Genomic DNA, 18,005 nt, shown 5'->3' on the forward strand with positions numbered 1-18,005 from the left:
TTTTTTCAATTCGATAAAACGTAAAATTACGCTTTACGAGCTGGTAACTTTTCACGGATACGTGCAGCTTTACCAGAAAGTTCACGTAGGTAGTAAAGTTTAGCACGACGAACGTCACCACGACGTTTCACTTCGATTTTAGCAACGATTGGAGAGTGAGTTTGGAATACACGCTCAACGCCAACACCGCTAGAAATTTTACGTACAGTGAACGCAGAGTTCAGACCACGGTTTTTCTTCGCAATAACAACGCCTTCGAACGCTTGTAGACGCTCACGGTCACCTTCTTTAACTTTTACTTGAACAACTACTGTGTCACCTGGTGCAAAAGCTGGGATGTCTTGTTTAAGCTGAGCATTTTCAACAGCTTGAACTAAAGGATGCTTACCACTCATGGGGTATCTCCAATATGTGTGGGTCAGAAGAGGTCTGAGATCCACTGGGGCTAGAGGCTAAAGCGCATAGACCCGATTAACTTTCCCTTTATGCTTGACCGCTTCAAGACATAAAGAGCCTATTTAAGTACTTAATCCGTAGATCAAGCTTTTGATTGCGCCCGAAGCATAAATTAAGATTTATGTTCTGGCAAATCTTTGAGCCATTTTTTTTGCTGCTTGCTCAACTCCACTTGTTCAACCAATTCAGGTCGACGTTCAAGTGTCCGCTGATAACGCTGCAAAAAGCGCCATTTTTCAATATTTGCATGATGACCTGATTTAAGTACCTCAGGTACATCCAAACCTTCAAAATGATCTGGCTTTGTATATTGCGGGCAATCTAAAAGACCATCCACAAACGAGTCTTGTACATGAGATTGTTCATCAGACATTGCACCCGGAAGTCTCCGAATAATACTGTCTAAAAGAACCATCGCAGGCAGTTCACCGCCCGATAACACGTAATCCCCAATCGACCATTCCTGATCGACATATTTCTGGATTAAACGTTCATCGACACCTTCATAACGGCCACACAGCACAATTAATCCGTCATATTGGACAAATTCTTGTACAGCGGGTTCATTTAAGGTTTGACCTTGTGGTGACATATACACCACGGGTACGTTGACCGCACCTGCTTCATGAGCAAGTTCTTTGGCACGGCGGATTGCTTTTGCCAGTGGCTCAGCCATCATTACCATACCGGGACCACCACCAAATGGACGTTCATCCACTCGTTTGTAGTTACCCTCAGCATAATCGCGAGGATTGATACAATGAATTTGCATCAACTCACGTTGTGCTGCGCGCCCGCTAATACCGAAACGTGTAATCGCTTCAAACATTTCAGGAAAAAGCGTAATGACTGCAAAAAACATCGCAGACTCCCGTATTTCCAAAAATATTAGTAATCTACGCCCCAATTGACATAAATACGACCTGTTTCGAGATCAACGCGTTGTACCACATCTTTATGCCATGGAATCATACGCTCTTCGCCATCGATACTGTCGGCAGTTGCGCGAACCACCATCACATCGTTAGCACCTGTTTCAAACAGTTCGTGGATTTGACCGAGATTGACTTCCTGTTCCTCATCATCCAGACCTAACACGGTTAGACCTTTTAAATCAGACCAGTAATACTCATCCACGCCCGCTTGAGGCAGTTGCGATTTTGAAATCCAGATATTTGCGCCAACCAGACCGTCTGCTGCAGTGCGATCGCTCACACCTTTTAAGCTGACAACCAGGCCTTTGCCATGTGGTTTCCAACGTTTTACATCGACAGTTTGCCAACCTGCTTTGGTCTCAATGTACCAAGGCAGGTAGTCAAACATGTTGCTCATAGGTTCTGTATTGGAATAGACCCAGAGCCACCCATTTAATCCATATGCTGAACGTAGCTGTCCAATCTGAATACGATCTTCGGGTACATTCTGTGTTGGTGTCATGGGCTACCTACTACTTAATTCTTTAAAATTATGCAGCAGCTGCAGCTTTCTTCGCTTGAGCAGCTAAAGAAGCAACACGTTCAGAAGGTTGAGCACCTTGTGCTACCCAGTGAGCAAAACGGTCAGCATCTAAACGAAGTTTTTCTGCTTTACCTTGCGCTGTAGGGTTGAAGAAACCGATACGTTCGATGAAACGACCGTCACGTGGATTGCGGCTATCAGTTACAACGATTTGATAGAATGGACGCTTTTTAGCACCACCGCGAGTAAGACGAATAACTACCATGATACAACCTTATAGTTTTTACGGATTATCCCTGTACCGACCATCGATACATTTCAAACCCCTTTCATAGAGGGCAGTATTTTACGCGAAGTTTGCCCTGAATGAAAGATCAAAAAGTATTTATCCGCAGTTTTGAATTTATTTATCGGACCAGGTAGAGTTTGGCGACAAGTCACAACGCGCTTCGCCTTTTGCCCAATATTTCTCTGATTGATTGTTTAAACAAATCCAACCATTGCCCGCTTGTAACGTACCTGCCTTAGGTTGAGCAATTAGAGTCCAACGGGTTGCATTGGTTAGTGCAGCATCAAAGCTTAAATCATATAATGCAGTGCCTTGTTTGGGAGTTACTGTTGATCCATATATTTGTGCAATCGTTGCCCCCGAAAAAGAACCATTCATTCCTTTATAGGCATTCATTCTTTCAGCAATGAACATCATCTCTGATTGTGCTTCTGCCCGATTTACTTTAATTTTATATTGCTGATAAGAGGGATAAGCAATAGCAGCTAAAATTGCAATAATCGCAATGACAATCATAAGTTCTATAAGTGTAAACCCTTGTCTTACCATGATTCGCTTCCCTCATTTGCCTCACCACAAGAAGTATAAGTCACTTTGGTATAGTCTTCTTTGTTCATACATTTGGTGCCTAAACTGTTTAACAAAAGACTATAATTTTTTTGATCTAGACTTTCTGCTTTAATAGCCCAATTACTTCCAATAGCAAACATATCAGCCTGCGCTGACCGATCAAAATCAATCTTTTTATTCAATAAATCTGCTTTGACCTCTAAATCTTTTGCCGTATCGGTAATATTTCCATCTTCATCCTTTGCAAACTCACGTACAGAATAAAACCCAATAATACTCAATCTATATTTAGGGTTATCCGAATGAATAGGAAGTAAAACTTGCTGTTTGGCGGTATCAAAGTTTGAACTTAACGTGCCTGTTTTATCTTTATATAAATAACTCGCCTCAAACCCTTTATAACTAAAGTTCTTAGCTTTATGTCGTTCCAGTTGCTCAGCAAGTTTTTGCATTTCCTGTTGTGCTTGAGCAAGATGCGAACGTTGAATATAAACCTGATAACTTGGCATCGCAATTGCAGCAAGTAATGCCACAATCACTACGACCACCATCAGTTCAATCAGAGTAAAACCTGTTTGGGGCTTAGACTGTGAAAAAATAAATTTCATTTTTTCACTCCTTTACCGAATATCGTTCATACCAACGATGCGGAATAAATTTTAATGCTCCGCCAGCCGGAATAAAACGTTTACCTGGTTCAGCACAATCTTCTCCCTCACATTTTACATTTTCTGGATCATTATCAGGAATTACAATCCCTCTACCTCCTGTAGGCTCTGACATTGGACCGACGTTTAAGCTCACAATTCCTGAACCCAAATTGTATTTATAATTTGCCAGCTCGGGACAAACACCTGTAGGTAAACAGAGACGCTGGGTAAAACTTTGTCCTTTGACACCCGCCCCACAAGCTGAAGTCGTACCAGCTTCTGCTGCATCAAACATAGTAACGTAGAGGTTTCCTTCCATTGCAACCAGTGGGGTAAGACCTTTTATCACACCCGCACCTTCTGTTTTAGCTGCACCAGTAGTACTTTCAAATTTATGCTCAAATTTATAATACCACCCTCCCCAACCACTGGTCGGGCTAATGGCTGCACCACGATTCGTCGTTGCAGTTTTACTATTTACCAAGACAGATAAAGGCATTAACTTATCTAGACTTATACCTTCACCCGCTGCTGCTATAGTTTTATCCGCTCGTGATGAAGCTGGATAATATGTACCCGTCGGATGGATATCATATTCATACAAAGCATAAACACCATCGAACTCCAATCCTGAAGAACTAGTCGTTCCTGTAGTCGTCGGTGAATCGTTAGTGGCTAATAAAGGAGAGCTTTTATTTCCAGACAGGAAGGATGCTACGACAATATTCCCCCCTTCGGTTCCCCCTGCACTATGGTGAGCTGTAAAGACCGGCGGGTAGTAAAAGCGAGGACTTGTACCATTGGTTTTATGTAAATTTAAAATACGGGTAATTTGCGGTACAAACTCAAAAGAACCATCGCTTTGAGGTTGATGTAAGTCAACTCGAAACGCCTGTCCAGCCAAATCGCCAAAGTACAGGTGATCGACAACACCGTCATTGTTACGGTCAACGGTTTTAATTTCACTGACGACACTATATTGTAAGTCGTCGTGCTCGGTATGTTCTACACTACCACTCGCTTCCGTTTTACTGGCATACCACAATAACTCGCCATTATCGGCATCGAACATATACACACCCGCACCGATTTCATTGTCTTGCTCATAATTATATTTTTCATAACCCGCATAACCTGTTCTTACACCATTCGCATCATACAGGCCATCACCATCATCACCGCCAGCATCATAGCCACCACCCACAAACATCACTAATTTACGCTCACCGTTCCAATTTACGTAATCAAGCTTCGGCTTAGACCAACTTTGGCCCATTTTAGCCAAAGCAGCATATTTTTTTGTGATCAAAACTGGGTTGCCATCTTCATCATAACCCAAACTTTTGACTGAACTTGATGCAGGATCAATATGGAATTTAATTTTAGGACTGCTGCTGGATGAATCATCTAAACCGGTTAAATCTAAAGCGTAATAACTACGTCCTCCCATCCGCAGACCACCGTAAACCCACTGTTTACCTTGTAAATTTTCTTTTTCCCCTTCTAAACCGCCTGCAACATCGCGCACAACCCCATCAACGGTTAGAGTTCCATCATCTTTACTCACATAAACGGTATGGGCTGCCCACTCACCATCTACCCCATAATAAAGAGCATTTTTACCATTATCCCAGGTACCCGCACCCGACTTAAATAATTCATATTGTTTTTCTGCCATCTCTTTAGGTAAGAAGCTAAATTTCTCTACCCCGGTTTTAGCATCGACTACATGCAGTAAACCTTGCGTTGTTCCAAAGAGCACATAGTCTTTACGGTCTGTAGTATCGACATAGACATTACCTGATGTTGCATCTTTCACAGCAACGGCTTTACCACTTTGGGTAAGTAACACAGGCAATGAGTGTAAAATACTGCCCATTTGTCTTAAGTTTGCTGTTGCGCCTTCCAAGTTTTCACTTGCTGAAGCGATGTTATAACCTAACAAGCCCATTAAACCTTTAATGCGTTCTGGGTTGTCTGTTTTGGTTTTTTCATCTGTGGTGTATTGATGGGTAATTCTTACTAGCTGTAAATTTTGAGAAACTTTTTCTGTACCAGAAGCAGCCTCATTAAAATCATAATCGGTTAACAGTTTACGTCCTGTAAATGTATCATCATTTTGCTGTGTACCCAGCGGAAGTTTAGATAATGCTCCCCATTTCGCAAAGGTCGCTGTTCCTGAAGGGTAACTGGTGCTATCCCCCCAAATATCTTTTAAATCCTGTAAAACACTTTTTTTCACCACTAGTGAAGCTGGACCACCACTTTCTGAAGCATAAACACTATTATTGACCACATAATATTTTTTTAAATTACCAAACCATAACTGTTGTTTGTCATTATCAGCAACTTTAGGTTCAAACTGTGGAAAATAAGAAAAGGCTTGTAGACTTTCAGGATTTAAAGCATCCAATGGAATTGTTGAAGACCCAGTGCTAATACTAGGAATATTTCCACCTACATCTCCAATGAACTTATTTAAACTCTCAACAATTTCCTCTGAATCATTTGCAAGTATAAATCCACCACCTCCATAGTTTGCTCCTCCCCATGATTGAGCATAAGTCGCATCCTTGCCTGCCAAACTTGTTCCTAAACCAACTACAGCCGTTAATATCCCTGTAGATAAGTTTAAACCAGAAGCGTCTTGAATTTTTGAAACATCATTTAAAGATTTAGCAAAAGCACCTATTAAAGGCCAATCAGATTTATGATCTCCCTTATCATTAGATCCATCTGCATCAAAATCACTAACCTCTGTATATGAATCAAGACCTAATGCATTTGCCATAAGTACATCTGTATTAGTTGCTTTAGGACTTTGGGGTTGACCATCAGTTAAAAAATAAATGCCTTGTCCACTACATGATGCAGTTGATGCAGTTAGAGGTGTTTTATAAGTATCGTCATTTTCTACAATTATATTTTCATATCCTGAAATAACTGCAGTATCATTAAATGTTTTACTCTTTGATATCCCACTATAAATCCCCCCACCTGTCGTTGTACCTAATAAATACGCAGCAGCTTCAGCATAAGCAGCTGACGTTGGTGTTCCTCCTCTACCATAAAAGCTATTACTACGTATTAAATCTAAAACAGCATTACGTTGGCGTGAATTTATATCTCCCCATGCATTAGCAGGAATTCGTATAAAACCTCTTCTATTATTATTACTACTACTCACATATTCTGGATATGTTCCAATACCAATTTTAACATCAGCCTTGATACCTTCATTTATGTCCTCAGTAAGAGGATCATCGACAGGAGCAACAGCCAAAGAATAAAGTGCATTTTTTAATCGACTGATTCGATCAAGATAAATTGTTCCACCTGTATATTCATAATAATACTCATATTTTGTTTTATTATATCCACTTCCTAACTCTACAGTTTGAATATAATATTTCCGGTAATCATAATTTGTGTTATTCAGAACAGTACTTGGTAAAGCAGATAAGTTATACCAAGTAGGAGAGTTATTCGTGCATGTTGTTTTACACTCTTGCACCGAATTATCACTAATTTTTTTTCGATATCTATTAACTTTTGTTATATTGCCAGTGTAACAAAGGTTAACACTATACCCTCTATGGGCAACTTCTTGTGCTACCAAAATATTAAATGAAGTAACACTAGAAGGTATATCGCATGCATATCTCTTTGTCTCAAAAGAATGCCCACTTTCTGTATAATGAAGTGTATTGATATCCATACTACCTGATGTATCTAACATCATTATGACAACCCCAGAAGTAGAAGTCTCACTTGGCTTTGTATAGATCTCAATATCGCTTGCATAAGAATTTGTTGTTTGTGCTATTAAAACAGCAATAGCCCCTGCCAATGTAGCAATCTTGAATTTATCTTTTATATTCTGCAACTGCTGCAGTTGATGCTTTTGAAGTAATTCTTTATTCATTTTCTCATCTCCTACGAGCCAGCTTTAAGCGAACGCAAACTGTATTCCATATCTTGGGTACTATATGGAACATTATTTCTTGCCAAACAATCGGTAACGGTATCGTTTTCAACCAAAGGATCAACAAAACTGGTATGATTTTTTAAACAATTATTAACTTGTTGGACACTGGCTGAACTTAAATTTGGAAGTAAAGAGGTTGCAGTAATCACCACTCGCTGAATTCCCGTACTCTTTGAGCTTTCTTTGTCATCCCCTTCCATCATGTGTTCCCAATCTCGATCCGTATCTGCCGCACGCACAGTGACCTGAGTCATTACAGCTTGACGACCACTAATAAAATCACCACGAGTCGTTTGACAAAAACCATTTTGTCCCAATTCGGTATTTACAATTTTTTTATTCTGCCAATACACAGAACTGGCAATACGACTCCCAGAAAAGTTATCTGTCACATTACCTCGCACACAAAATACTAATTCTTTACCTTTATTTTCAGGACGTAGCGCATAAGCCAACATGCCATCACCAATACGCATTTCAGCAAATTGCAAAGCATTACTGGTTTTATTTTCTAAAGTAAAAAAAACAGAGTCACTATTTTGTACAAGAAGTGAATGAGCCTGCGCATTTGTTGAAATATTTAAAGAAGTAATACTGGAACGAATTGCCCATGTACCTGCAATTGCAATCACAATCAGCATCACCAATACAACAATAAGTACTGAACCATTTTGAGAGCGTCTATGATTTACTTTTAGTAGATTCATTCTCAACTCCTTACTTCGCAATGCCAAAACCATTTCGTATCGCAATGGTTTGTGTAACTACATTTCGCATATACAACTTATTTTTGTCATGTGGAATTAATTTCGCCCCGGTATCCCCGGTATTTAAAACTTGATATTCTTTATCAGCATTAAATAAGTCATTATTTCCCACGGTATTATTAGAACGAACTAACAGCCCTACTTTGACTGCGACAATCTGCGGTTTCACGGCACCCGTAAGCTTTTTATAATCATCAATTGAAATTTGACCAAAACAATCTAACTGCCCATCTGCATCTGCAGCTGCCGAACAAGTGCTGTTCATTCCATCTCTGGCAACAACCAATTGCACACTTAAATGATCGACTCTAGGAATCATAATTTGGCCATCACCAGATAAATCAATTTCTGCAGGCTCATCCCCCATATAGCTAAAAGCTTTACACGCTAAAGCCAATGGTTTATTTGGGTCTCCCCTATTCGTGTCATTTCTTAAAAAATAGCGTTGTACCACATACGCATCTTTTACAATTTGGCGACCCTCACAATCAAATTGATTGCTCATAGAGTTTTTATATTGGATCACCAATTGGTCACTTGCTTGCCCCACTAAATTAGAGCTATTTTCTACCTTGCCTTCAGATAAAGCGTTCTTTAACGTAATATCCAAGTTTGAAGTGGGATTACCACTATCATCATTTTTGAACTTTTGGGTGTAATTTCTAGCATCTAGTACAATCCCTCCATGTAAAACCTTGTCGTTGATCATTGGTTCAGCTGCATTTAAGTTTGCCAAACGTATTTCACGAACAAAGGCTTCCAATCCAAAAAGAGCATCATTTTGTAGGTCGGAGAGTGCCTGCTGAGTCGATACACCTCTTTGTCCTGTTAAAGCTAACTGAATCGCAATTGCACTAACAATCAGCCCTAGGCTAAGCGCAATCATAAGTTCTAAAAGAGTGAAGCCGCTTTGTTTGGAAAATGAAAAAAGCTTTTTATTCAAACTCATTTTAAAAAGCCTCCATAACCAAGCATTTAGAATTCGCTACATATGCTCCAGTCGAAGTATCAATACAAGCATCTAAGTTACTGTCTATATTGGTATCGCCCCAAGCGACATAAATACAGTTCAAACTACTGCCAACACAATTATTGATTTTTACAGTATGGCCAACTTCAGCTGCTTTCTCCGTAATCTGACTAGAATCAACCTCTGCCATTTCTTCACTAGAACAATTCGGCAAATAGCCTTGCTCACTTCCTACACAGCCACTTTTTTCAGTCTTGGCATTGATTGCTGCTTTATACTCAGGTAAGGCCAACCTATTTACCCTCATACGTTCAGCTAAATCACGCGCTATATTGATTGCAATGGTCCGATCTGTTGCCTCATTTGCTGCATCCATAGCTCTCAACTGCAAACCAACAAAGCCTAAAATACCAATAGCTAACAAAAGCAAGGCAACCAAGACCTCTATTAAACCAACCCCTTTTTGCGTATTCATGTTATTCATGAGCACACCCCTGATTCGATTTTTTCTACAGTGCCATTCATTGAAAGTGTAATCGTTCGACTTTGATTTATTTTTGAATTACATAACTCAAATTTGAGCGGTAACAACACTTGTAATGTTTCTGGATTGATTGGAGGAACAGCATCGGGCTTAGATTCCTCCTCAGGGTTATGATCTGGATTATTAATCGTTTTAGTTCTCTGCTGTGGAATCCCGACTGGACTATAAGTAACATCAGAAAAATCAACATCCCTGGCATTTGAATTCATATCCACATCTTCATATTTGGGTATCCAGTAACGAACTTCTGCTGTGTTTGTTCCACTTTCAAATTTTACTGTCACATTCTTTCTTAAAGTCGTAGCTTGTGCTCGGGCATCACTCAACACCAAAGACAGCTCACGAATTGAAGTATCTAAATGTCGTTTTGCAATCAAATCTCCAAAAGAAGGCGCTGCCATCATCGCCACAATCGCCAGCACCGCAATCGTGACCATCAATTCAATTAAGGTAAACCCCTGACTTTTTCGCATGCTCTCCCCCTAGGCAAAAATGTTGGCCCAGTTAAAATCATACTTATTAAAGTTACAAAAACTACACAGAACAGATAAAAGGCACAAAAAAGCAGATGACTGTCATATCACAATCATCTGCTTATTTTTAAAAGAAAAATTAGACTGTTATCTATTTCTCAGTTTAAGCCTGAGTTACAGGAATACGTAACTCTTTCGGTAAACTAAAGGTAATGTTCTCTTCACGACCAGCAAGCTCGGCAGGTGCGGTTGCCCCCCAGTCCTGCAAACGCTGAATCACCTGTTTAATTAAAATTTCCGGAGCAGACGCACCGGCAGTCACGCCAATTTTTGTTTCAGGATTAAACCAGGCCTGATCCAGCTGATCGGCATTATCGACCAGATACGCCTGTTTGCCCATGCGCTCGGCCAGTTCACGTAAACGGTTCGAATTCGACGAGTTTGGCGACCCGACCACCAGCACTACATCACACTGACTGGCTAAATCACGCACCGCATCTTGACGGTTTTGGGTGGCATAACAGATATCATCTTTACGCGGCCCCTGAATCTGCGGGAATTTCTGGCGCAAGGCATCAATCACTTTGGCGGTATCATCAATCGACAGCGTGGTTTGCGTAACAAACGCGACTTTTTCAGGATGACGCACGCTTAAAGCCGCAACATCTTCTTCATCTTCCACCAGATAAATTTCACCACCATTTTTCTTGTCATATTGACCCATGGTGCCTTCCACTTCAGGATGGCCTTCATGTCCAATTAAAATCGCCTCGACCCCTTCACGGGCATATTTGGTTACTTCAATATGCACCTTGGTCACCAGCGGACAGGTGGCATCAAACACTTTCAGGCCACGGCGTTCCGCTTCCTGCTGAACGGCTTTTGATACGCCATGCGCACTAAAAATCACGATATTATCGTCTGGTACTTCATCCAGCTCATCTACAAAAATCGCACCGCGCTGACGTAAATCATCGACCACAAACTTGTTATGCACCACTTCATGACGCACATAAATTGGTGGATTAAAGCATTCAAGGGCACGATTCACAATCGCAATTGCACGGTCCACACCCGCACAAAAACCACGTGGATTAGCCAATACAATTTCCATAGAACCCTCGATATTCATTTCAACTTTTGCAGACAGATGCGAAATTAATGCAAACAAATAGATGCTTAACTATTTTGTTTAAGCCAGCTCTGCTCTAAAATAGAGAAGATATTTTATCATATCAGGAAAAATATCATGTCGGGTCTCTTGTTTGTCGTTTCTGCAGCTTCAGGAACAGGCAAAACATCCCTTGTTAAAGCCCTGCTTGAACGTGTCAACAATCTGCACGTTTCTGTTTCCCACACGACCCGTGGTCAACGTCCTGGCGAACTGGACGGCGTTCATTACCATTTCACCCAGAAACAGGATTTTATCGACCTGGTGCAACAAGGCGGTTTTATTGAATATGCCGAAGTCTTTGGCAATTATTATGGAACAGCCCAAGCCACAGTCAAAGAACAACTGGCCAAAGGTCACGATGTCCTGCTGGAAATTGACTGGCAAGGTGCGCAGCAGGTGCGCAAACTTTTTCCTGAATCGAAACAGATTTTTATTTTACCGCCAAGCCAGTTTGACTTGCGCCAGCGCCTGTCCAATCGCGGCACCGATGCCGTGGATGTGATTGAACATCGCTTAAGCTGTGCGGTAGAAGATATGCAGCAATATGTCAACTTTGACTATGTGATTATCAATGATGACTTCAATAAAGCACTGCATGACCTAGAAGCCGTGATTATTGCCAACCGTCTGGTGTTAAGCCAGCAGGCCAACCGTCACCAGGAGCTGATCCAGAAGCTGATTACCCCTACAGCACCCTGATTAAAACTTGAGTCTTCAGACAAAGCACCTTATACTGCACAGTCTGTTTAAATTTACCATTCAAACGAGAACTCTTATGGCACGCGTCACCGTTGAAGATTGTTTAGACCATGTAGACAACCGCTTTGAGCTTGTACTAGTGGCAAGCAAACGCGCGCGTCAATTGGCACGTCAAGGAATTGAACCTACCGTTGAGTGGGACAACGACAAACCTACCGTTGTTGCTTTACGTGAAATTGCAGAAGGCCACGTTTCTAAAGACATTTTGAAACAACGCGATCAGGACTACCAAGCCTCTAGCCTTGACCTTGCACTTTCAGCAAATAACTTGAATTTAGATGGTTTTTCTTTCCAATAAGAAAATACATCCTGAAAAAGCCTAGTTTTTACTAGGCTTTTTTATTATTTGAACTTTAATAATTGCGCAATAACCGTTATAACATAAGCATCGGAACTCGTAATTACAACGAGCTTTTATTTCGATATTTTCGGTGAAAAAAATTGACAAGTCATGCAATATGTTTTTCATTAGAAGATCAGTTTTTGTGATTGTTACGAGCATTGTAGTTAAAGGTGGTATATGCCAGGCGCAGAGGTCAGCCAAGCCAAACAGCAACTAAATATGATTATCGACGCTTACTTGAGTGAAAGCGATAGCGAGCGCGTGCTTGCGGCCTGTGACTATGCCGATCTGGCGCATGATGGCGTGACCCGTAAAAGCGGCGAGCCTTATATTCTGCATCCGATTGCAGTCAGCTGCATTCTGGCGCATATGCGTCTGGATACCGAAACCCTGATGGCGGCGCTGCTGCATGATGTGATTGAAGATACCGAATTTAGCAAAGAAGATATTACCGAGAAATTTGGCCGAACCGTGGCCGAGCTGGTCGATGGCGTGACCAAACTCAGCCATTCCAGCGATAAAGAATACAATAAAGCCGCGTCCTTCCGTAAAATTCTGCAAGCGACCCTGCAAGACCCGCGTGTGATCATTATTAAACTGGCTGACCGCTATCACAATATGACCACGCTAGATGCCTTGCGTCCAGATAAACGCGCCCGCATTGCCCAGGAAACCTTTGATATTTTTGTGCCGATGGCGCGTATTGTCGGTATGAATGAAATGGCCGACAACCTGGAACATCTGTGCTACCAGAATCTTGACCTAGATATGTTCAATAATGTTCAGGCTGCCCTGCTAGAAACCAAGCCGAAACGCTGTGAATATCAGGCCAAATGGGAAAAGAACCTGGCCGAGCTGCTGCAATATCATCAAATTAGCGGCCGGATTAAAAAGAAAAATAACAATATCGAACTGCTCCGTTATTTCGTCAAAAACGACATCGATCTGCAAGAGCTGACTCACAGCCACGCCTTTGAAATTATTCTGCAAAGCATCGCCGACTGTGACCGCTTAGCCGATATTTTACGTGAACATTTTCAGGTACTGCATTTTGCCGATCATATTCGCCGACCCTTACCCGGTGGCAACCAGTCACTAATGCTGCGTCTAAAAGGTGAAGAAACCACCTTATCCTTAACCATTCAAACCGAGCTGATGCGTAAAGCGGCCCGTTTTGGCGTGGTTCTCGGTGAAAATGCACCACAAGCCTGCCGCTCGGCGATTCAGGCCTCGATGCAAAATCTGAACGTGCTGATTGATGGCGCCTGTGCCAAAACCACCTTTAGCGAACTGCTGGATTATCTGCATCAGGAAAAAATCTGGGTTTATACTCCGCATGGCCATCTGCATGAATTACCGCAAGGTGCTACCGCGGTGGATTTTGCCTATTCGGCTAGCCTGTTCCTGGGTAACCATGCGGTCGGTGCCAAAATTAATGGAGAAATCAAACCGCTCTCTACGCCGCTGACCAGCGGCCAGGTGGTGGAAGTGATTACCGATGTACTGGCCACCCCAAACCCAGATTGGCTCAGCTTTATTAACACCCAGAAAGCACGCCGTGCCCTGCAAAACATTCTGCGAGACCAAGATATTGACGAGCAGCGTCTGGTCGGTGAGCAGGCCCTTAACCGTGCCTTAAAACTGTTTAACTGTTCGATTAAAGATTTAAGCGAAGACGACTGGATTAACCTGTTGCAATGGCGTCATATCGACAGTAAAGAACGCCTGTTCGAACAGATTGCAGTCGGTGACCTGTTACCCCAACTGGTGGCCAACCATCTTTATTCACAGGACAGCAGCTCGGAAGTTTCGGATCGTCTGATTCAGGGCACCGAAGGCATTGATGTTAAATATGCGCATTGCTGTAATCCGGTACTGGGTGATCCGATTCAGGGCCATTTATCCCGTCGTGGCTTAATTGTGCATCGCGCGCGTTGCCATAACCTGCTGCATGAACAGCATCTGCATCCGGAAAATATCATGCCGCTACAGTGGAACTCGGATGATGTCGATGACGTCAGTTTCACCGCCTATTTATGCATTGATATTGAAATGAATGATGAGCAGATTTCCGACCTGATCTATCAATGCCGTAAAGCCAAAACCGGGGTAGAAATGGTCCGTAGCCATGATGCCAAAACCTATGTCAATATTGTGGTAAATAACCGCAAGCAGATTGCCCAGATTATTCGTGACCTGCGTATGCATTTTGGCTTCCCGCGGATTATCCGTCTGGAACTGCCGCCTAATATTGCCGAAACATCCAAGGCCTGTTAATCATGATACGATAGGCCTGAGCCTGCCCGGCTAATCGTTTATGCTGTCCATACTTATAAAAGGAGAAATCGATGTCCCGCCAAGTGATCCATACTGAAAATGCGCCTGCTGCCATTGGTACATATTCTCAAGCCATTTTAGTTGGCAATACCGTGTACCTGTCAGGACAGATTGGCCTTGATCCTTACAGCATGGAACTGGTTGAAGGCATTGAAGCGCAAATCCGCCGTGTTTTTGACAACCTGAAAGCCGTTTGTGAAGCCGCAGGTGGCACGCTGGCTGATATTGCCAAACTGAACATCTACCTGACCGATTTATCCAATTTCCAGTTGGTGAACCAGATTATGGGTGAATATTTTGCCCAGCCATATCCTGCACGTGCCGCTTTAGGTGTGGCCAGCCTGCCCAAAGGTGCACTGGTTGAAATGGATGGCGTGGTGATTATTAATCAATAACTTAGCTGTACAAAAAAGATACCATCGATAAGATGGTATTTTTTTATTCAAAAACCCAATCACAACAAATGAATTTTCAAATGATTTTTATTGACAAACGATAATAATTATCAATAATAACACTTATCTTATTTAATTCTTTATGGTTGTATCAATGTACGTTTGCTTGTGCCGTGGTATTACAGATCAAGACATTAAAGACGCCGTAGCGAATGGTGCTGAAAGCTATCGCGAAATTCGTGACCTGCTGGATCTGGGAACCTGCTGTGGCCGCTGTGCCCCTGAAGCACGTGCCATTATTAGCGATGAGGTGGCCGAACTTGCTGGCCGTCTCGCAGTTGCTGCCTAATTCCAATAAGAATAAATCCTTCGGTCCGTGGGCCGACTCTCCTCCCCCGCTTCTGACTCAGGCGGGGTTTTATTGCCTGACCGGGCATTGCTGCCGAATCGCATTGATGACGATTTTCATTTGCCGTTCAATAAATTACTCGCCATCCTGCATCATCTTGTTTAAGATAAAGCTCTAGATTGCCTTAAAACTGTTTAGGGCAGAAATTGTGAGATGGAGTAGTGCAATGAAAGGCAATCGTGAGGTGATTAATCAGCTGAATCAGGTGCTGTATCATCATTTAACCGCTATTAACCAGTATTTTTTACATTCGCGCATGTTTAATGACTGGGGCATTGAGCAACTCGGTTCGGCGGAATATAAAGAATCAATTCGTCAAATGAAACATGCCGATAAAATTATCGAGCGGATTTTATTTCTAGAAGGTCTGCCAAATCTGCAACATCTGGGCAAACTGTATATTGGTCAGCACACCGTTGAAGTGCTGAACTGTGATGTCCGTAAAGTCAAAGAAAATATTGAAGCCATTCAGAAAGCCGTCGTTTTGGCTGAACAGGAAATGGATTATGTGACCCGTGATCTGGTTCAGGAAATCCTGGAAAAAGAAGAAGAATATCTGGACTGGGCAACCACGCAACTGGATTTAACTGAATCTGTCGGTATTGAAAACTATATTCAGAGCCAGCTCTAAGCTCAATTAAAAAGATTAACTGCATAAAAAAGACCGGAGTTCCGGTCTTTTTTATGGATTGAGCAATGTGCTTCAAATCCCAAACAGCAGCCTTAAAAATCAGCAGATGATTTATGGTTCTGGTCTGATTTCTGCCCCATCCAGCAAGCTGTCATAATCCACCTCGACCTTTCGCACGATCTTTAACAGCTCCAGCTGCTGTTTGGCTTCGGCTTCATAGCCATTAAATGCCAGCACACGGGCATATTTAAGCAGGTCATACTGGGTTGGATAATTCAGCACAATCTCATGAATCTGCTGTAATTGCTCCGGACTTTGCTGGCTATACGGATTCAGACGAATCCAGGCAATGCGGCGGTTAAATTCCTCGAGCAGATAAATCTGATCCTGATTGGTGATTTTTTCCGGTGTCTTTTCATAACGCACCGATTGATTTAGCTTCGGTACCATCAGCTCATAATCACGATAAATTAGCAGCAGCAGGACTAAGCCCACGCCAAAGCCAACCCGCATGAATATTGGCGATAACTGCACGCCAGTATTTGGACGTTGTGATTGTACAATCCCCAAGATAAAACCGGCGGGCAGCAGAAAATAAGCATAGTTCTGCGGGAATTCCAGCATGGCATGAATCAGGAAGGCACCGAGCATCAACAGACCAATCACTGAAACAGTCGAATTCACCTGCCGATGCAGCTGATAACCCCAATAGGCCAGATAAGCCAACAATGGCAAGCCAATCAGCAGACCATTCCAGAGCAGAAGATCGAGCACGATGTTGTGAGCGCTACGAATCCATACCGGTCCCTGGAAAAATTCACTAATCGTCGTGTATGCGACACTGGTCTGATGCCAGCCATAGCCAAACCAGGGTTGATGGGCAATGGCATGCAGCATTTGCTCCCAGATTGCCAGCCGCGACATATCCCCTGTAGCACGCTGTACCACATCACGAGACTGGACCGCTATATCTGCGCTTTGAGAGAGTAGCTGACTTAAAGAAGGTGCAATAAAGATTAAACCAACAAAAGCGGCAAACCAGAGCGCACTATAGAACCATTTCAGGCGGATATAGCCTTGATATTGCTGATAACCGAGATAAGCCAGAATACACAGCGAGGCGACCCAAGAGGTACGCGATTGACTTAGCACCACCCCGCTTAAGATCACCAAACCAGTTGCAACCAAAAGTGCTGTTTTCAGTTTCTGTTTTTCATACAGATATAAACAGGCCATTAAGGACATGACCAGAAAGGTGGCCATATTGTTCGGTTGGGCAAAGTTGGCATAAGGACGCTGGCCGGTACGAATATCGACTATAAACGGGAAATACTGGTCGATGGTGAGCCATTGGCAAATGGCCATGAGACCAGTTATGGAGCCGACACCTAAAAAGACATAACTTAAACCCGTAAATATTTTTTCTCGCTGCGCGGCATCTAAGGTCAGGTTATAGCCCAATACGATTGCCAGCCAAAAACCAAAGATATATAAGCTACTAAATAGCGCTTTATCAAAAAAGAACAGCAAACCACAGGCCCATTGGATAAATGGAACAGCGGTTAAGGCCAGTAAAGGCAGGCTTATTTTCGGGAGAATTAGTTTCTCTTTTAGAAAAATAGCAGCCAAAGCAAACAGTGCAAAAAAGGCATACAGCTCGCCGGTATAGGTCACCCAAGGGCGGTAATGGATGGGAAGGAGCCAAGCGAGGGAGATAAAAATACCAGCGAGAAGCAAGAGGAAAAATTTCATGCTGCAAGAGTTGAGAAAAAGATGAGCTATGATAATCAAA

The 18,005-nt window shown here is 42.4% G+C and carries 19 protein-coding genes; 6 read left to right on the forward strand and 13 right to left on the reverse strand.

The genetic code is table 11. The annotated features are described in order from the left end of the window. Nucleotides 1–26 precede the first annotated feature (26 nt). The 12 genes from rplS to ispH all read right to left on the reverse strand — a co-directional run bounded on the left by rplS (nucleotide 27) and on the right by ispH (nucleotide 11,279). Entirely contained in the window at nucleotides 27–395 is a 369-nt protein-coding gene (gene rplS / locus ACVLR6_RS12885; RefSeq protein WP_104500703.1) for a 50S ribosomal protein L19, read from the reverse strand. Between the two features lie 173 nt (nucleotides 396–568). Beyond that, nucleotides 569–1,318 (reverse strand): tRNA (guanosine(37)-N1)-methyltransferase TrmD, encoded by a 750-nt coding sequence (trmD, locus tag ACVLR6_RS12890; protein ID WP_168399744.1) that lies wholly within the window; start codon nucleotides 1,316–1,318, stop codon nucleotides 569–571. Between the two features lie 26 nt (nucleotides 1,319–1,344). Further along, nucleotides 1,345–1,893, reverse strand: a complete 549-nt coding sequence (gene rimM, locus ACVLR6_RS12895; protein ID WP_016658481.1) for a ribosome maturation factor RimM — start codon at nucleotides 1,891–1,893, stop codon at nucleotides 1,345–1,347. A 28-nt stretch (nucleotides 1,894–1,921) separates the two neighbouring features. Continuing rightward, nucleotides 1,922–2,179: a 30S ribosomal protein S16 gene (rpsP, locus tag ACVLR6_RS12900; protein ID WP_004809941.1), complete on the reverse strand. Its 258-nt coding sequence runs from the start codon at nucleotides 2,177–2,179 to the stop codon at nucleotides 1,922–1,924. Nucleotides 2,180–2,317: 138 nt separating this feature from the next. Then, on the reverse strand, nucleotides 2,318–2,752 hold the full coding sequence (locus ACVLR6_RS12905) for a type IV pilin protein (protein ID WP_104473452.1): 435 nt from the start codon (nucleotides 2,750–2,752) through the stop codon (nucleotides 2,318–2,320). Beyond that, nucleotides 2,746–3,381 carry a type IV pilin protein gene (locus ACVLR6_RS12910; protein WP_104473453.1) on the reverse strand — a complete coding sequence of 212 codons (636 nt, stop codon included), beginning with the start codon at nucleotides 3,379–3,381 and terminating at the stop codon, nucleotides 2,746–2,748. Before ACVLR6_RS12910 ends, ACVLR6_RS12905 begins: the two co-directional genes overlap by 7 nt. A 4-nt stretch (nucleotides 3,382–3,385) precedes the next feature. After that, complete coding sequence (locus ACVLR6_RS12915; RefSeq protein ID WP_455995377.1) at nucleotides 3,386–7,348, reverse strand: hypothetical protein; 3,963 nt, start codon at nucleotides 7,346–7,348, stop codon at nucleotides 3,386–3,388. A gap of 11 nt (nucleotides 7,349–7,359) precedes the next feature. Continuing rightward, complete coding sequence (locus ACVLR6_RS12920) at nucleotides 7,360–8,118, reverse strand: pilus assembly PilX family protein (protein WP_455995378.1); 759 nt, start codon at nucleotides 8,116–8,118, stop codon at nucleotides 7,360–7,362. Between the two features lie 10 nt (nucleotides 8,119–8,128). Beyond that, nucleotides 8,129–9,127, reverse strand: coding sequence for a PilW family protein (locus tag ACVLR6_RS12925; RefSeq protein ID WP_177156228.1), 999 nt, complete (start codon nucleotides 9,125–9,127; stop codon nucleotides 8,129–8,131). A gap of 1 nt (nucleotide 9,128) precedes the next feature. Further along, nucleotides 9,129–9,632 carry a type IV pilus modification protein PilV gene (gene pilV, locus ACVLR6_RS12930; RefSeq protein ID WP_455995380.1) on the reverse strand — a complete coding sequence of 168 codons (504 nt, stop codon included), beginning with the start codon at nucleotides 9,630–9,632 and terminating at the stop codon, nucleotides 9,129–9,131. Then, entirely contained in the window at nucleotides 9,629–10,165 is a 537-nt protein-coding gene (locus ACVLR6_RS12935) for a pilus assembly FimT family protein (RefSeq protein WP_455995382.1), read from the reverse strand. The genes pilV and ACVLR6_RS12935 overlap by 4 nt, the downstream gene beginning before the upstream one ends. A 163-nt stretch (nucleotides 10,166–10,328) precedes the next feature. After that, nucleotides 10,329–11,279, reverse strand: a complete 951-nt coding sequence (ispH, locus tag ACVLR6_RS12940) for a 4-hydroxy-3-methylbut-2-enyl diphosphate reductase (protein WP_045795274.1) — start codon at nucleotides 11,277–11,279, stop codon at nucleotides 10,329–10,331. Nucleotides 11,280–11,414: 135 nt separating this feature from the next. Here ispH and gmk point away from each other — a divergent pair, with 135 nt between their 5' ends. From gmk to bfr, 6 genes are all read left to right on the forward strand, one after another. Next, nucleotides 11,415–12,038: a guanylate kinase gene (gene gmk / locus ACVLR6_RS12945; protein ID WP_045795273.1), complete on the forward strand. Its 624-nt coding sequence runs from the start codon at nucleotides 11,415–11,417 to the stop codon at nucleotides 12,036–12,038. Between the two features lie 76 nt (nucleotides 12,039–12,114). Next, nucleotides 12,115–12,396 carry a DNA-directed RNA polymerase subunit omega gene (gene rpoZ, locus ACVLR6_RS12950; protein ID WP_005013174.1) on the forward strand — a complete coding sequence of 94 codons (282 nt, stop codon included), beginning with the start codon at nucleotides 12,115–12,117 and terminating at the stop codon, nucleotides 12,394–12,396. 222 nt (nucleotides 12,397–12,618) lie between these two features. Beyond that, the gene (locus tag ACVLR6_RS12955) at nucleotides 12,619–14,718 is read left to right on the forward strand and encodes a RelA/SpoT family protein (RefSeq protein WP_160240914.1); all 2,100 of its coding nucleotides are present in this window, start codon (nucleotides 12,619–12,621) and stop codon (nucleotides 14,716–14,718) included. Between the two features lie 71 nt (nucleotides 14,719–14,789). After that, nucleotides 14,790–15,173, forward strand: coding sequence for a RidA family protein (locus ACVLR6_RS12960; RefSeq protein WP_005180461.1), 384 nt, complete (start codon nucleotides 14,790–14,792; stop codon nucleotides 15,171–15,173). 154 nt (nucleotides 15,174–15,327) lie between these two features. Beyond that, the gene (locus tag ACVLR6_RS12965) at nucleotides 15,328–15,522 is read left to right on the forward strand and encodes a bacterioferritin-associated ferredoxin (RefSeq protein WP_034597991.1); all 195 of its coding nucleotides are present in this window, start codon (nucleotides 15,328–15,330) and stop codon (nucleotides 15,520–15,522) included. A gap of 226 nt (nucleotides 15,523–15,748) precedes the next feature. Continuing rightward, complete coding sequence (gene bfr, locus ACVLR6_RS12970; protein ID WP_005180468.1) at nucleotides 15,749–16,213, forward strand: heteropolymeric bacterioferritin subunit Bfr; 465 nt, start codon at nucleotides 15,749–15,751, stop codon at nucleotides 16,211–16,213. Nucleotides 16,214–16,324: 111 nt separating this feature from the next. On the opposite strand, the gene ACVLR6_RS12975 is transcribed toward bfr, so the two are convergent. Further along, nucleotides 16,325–17,965, reverse strand: a complete 1,641-nt coding sequence (locus ACVLR6_RS12975; protein ID WP_455995384.1) for a Wzy polymerase domain-containing protein — start codon at nucleotides 17,963–17,965, stop codon at nucleotides 16,325–16,327. Nucleotides 17,966–18,005: the final 40 nt, after the last annotated feature.

This window comes from Acinetobacter sp. T63, assembly GCF_053852345.1.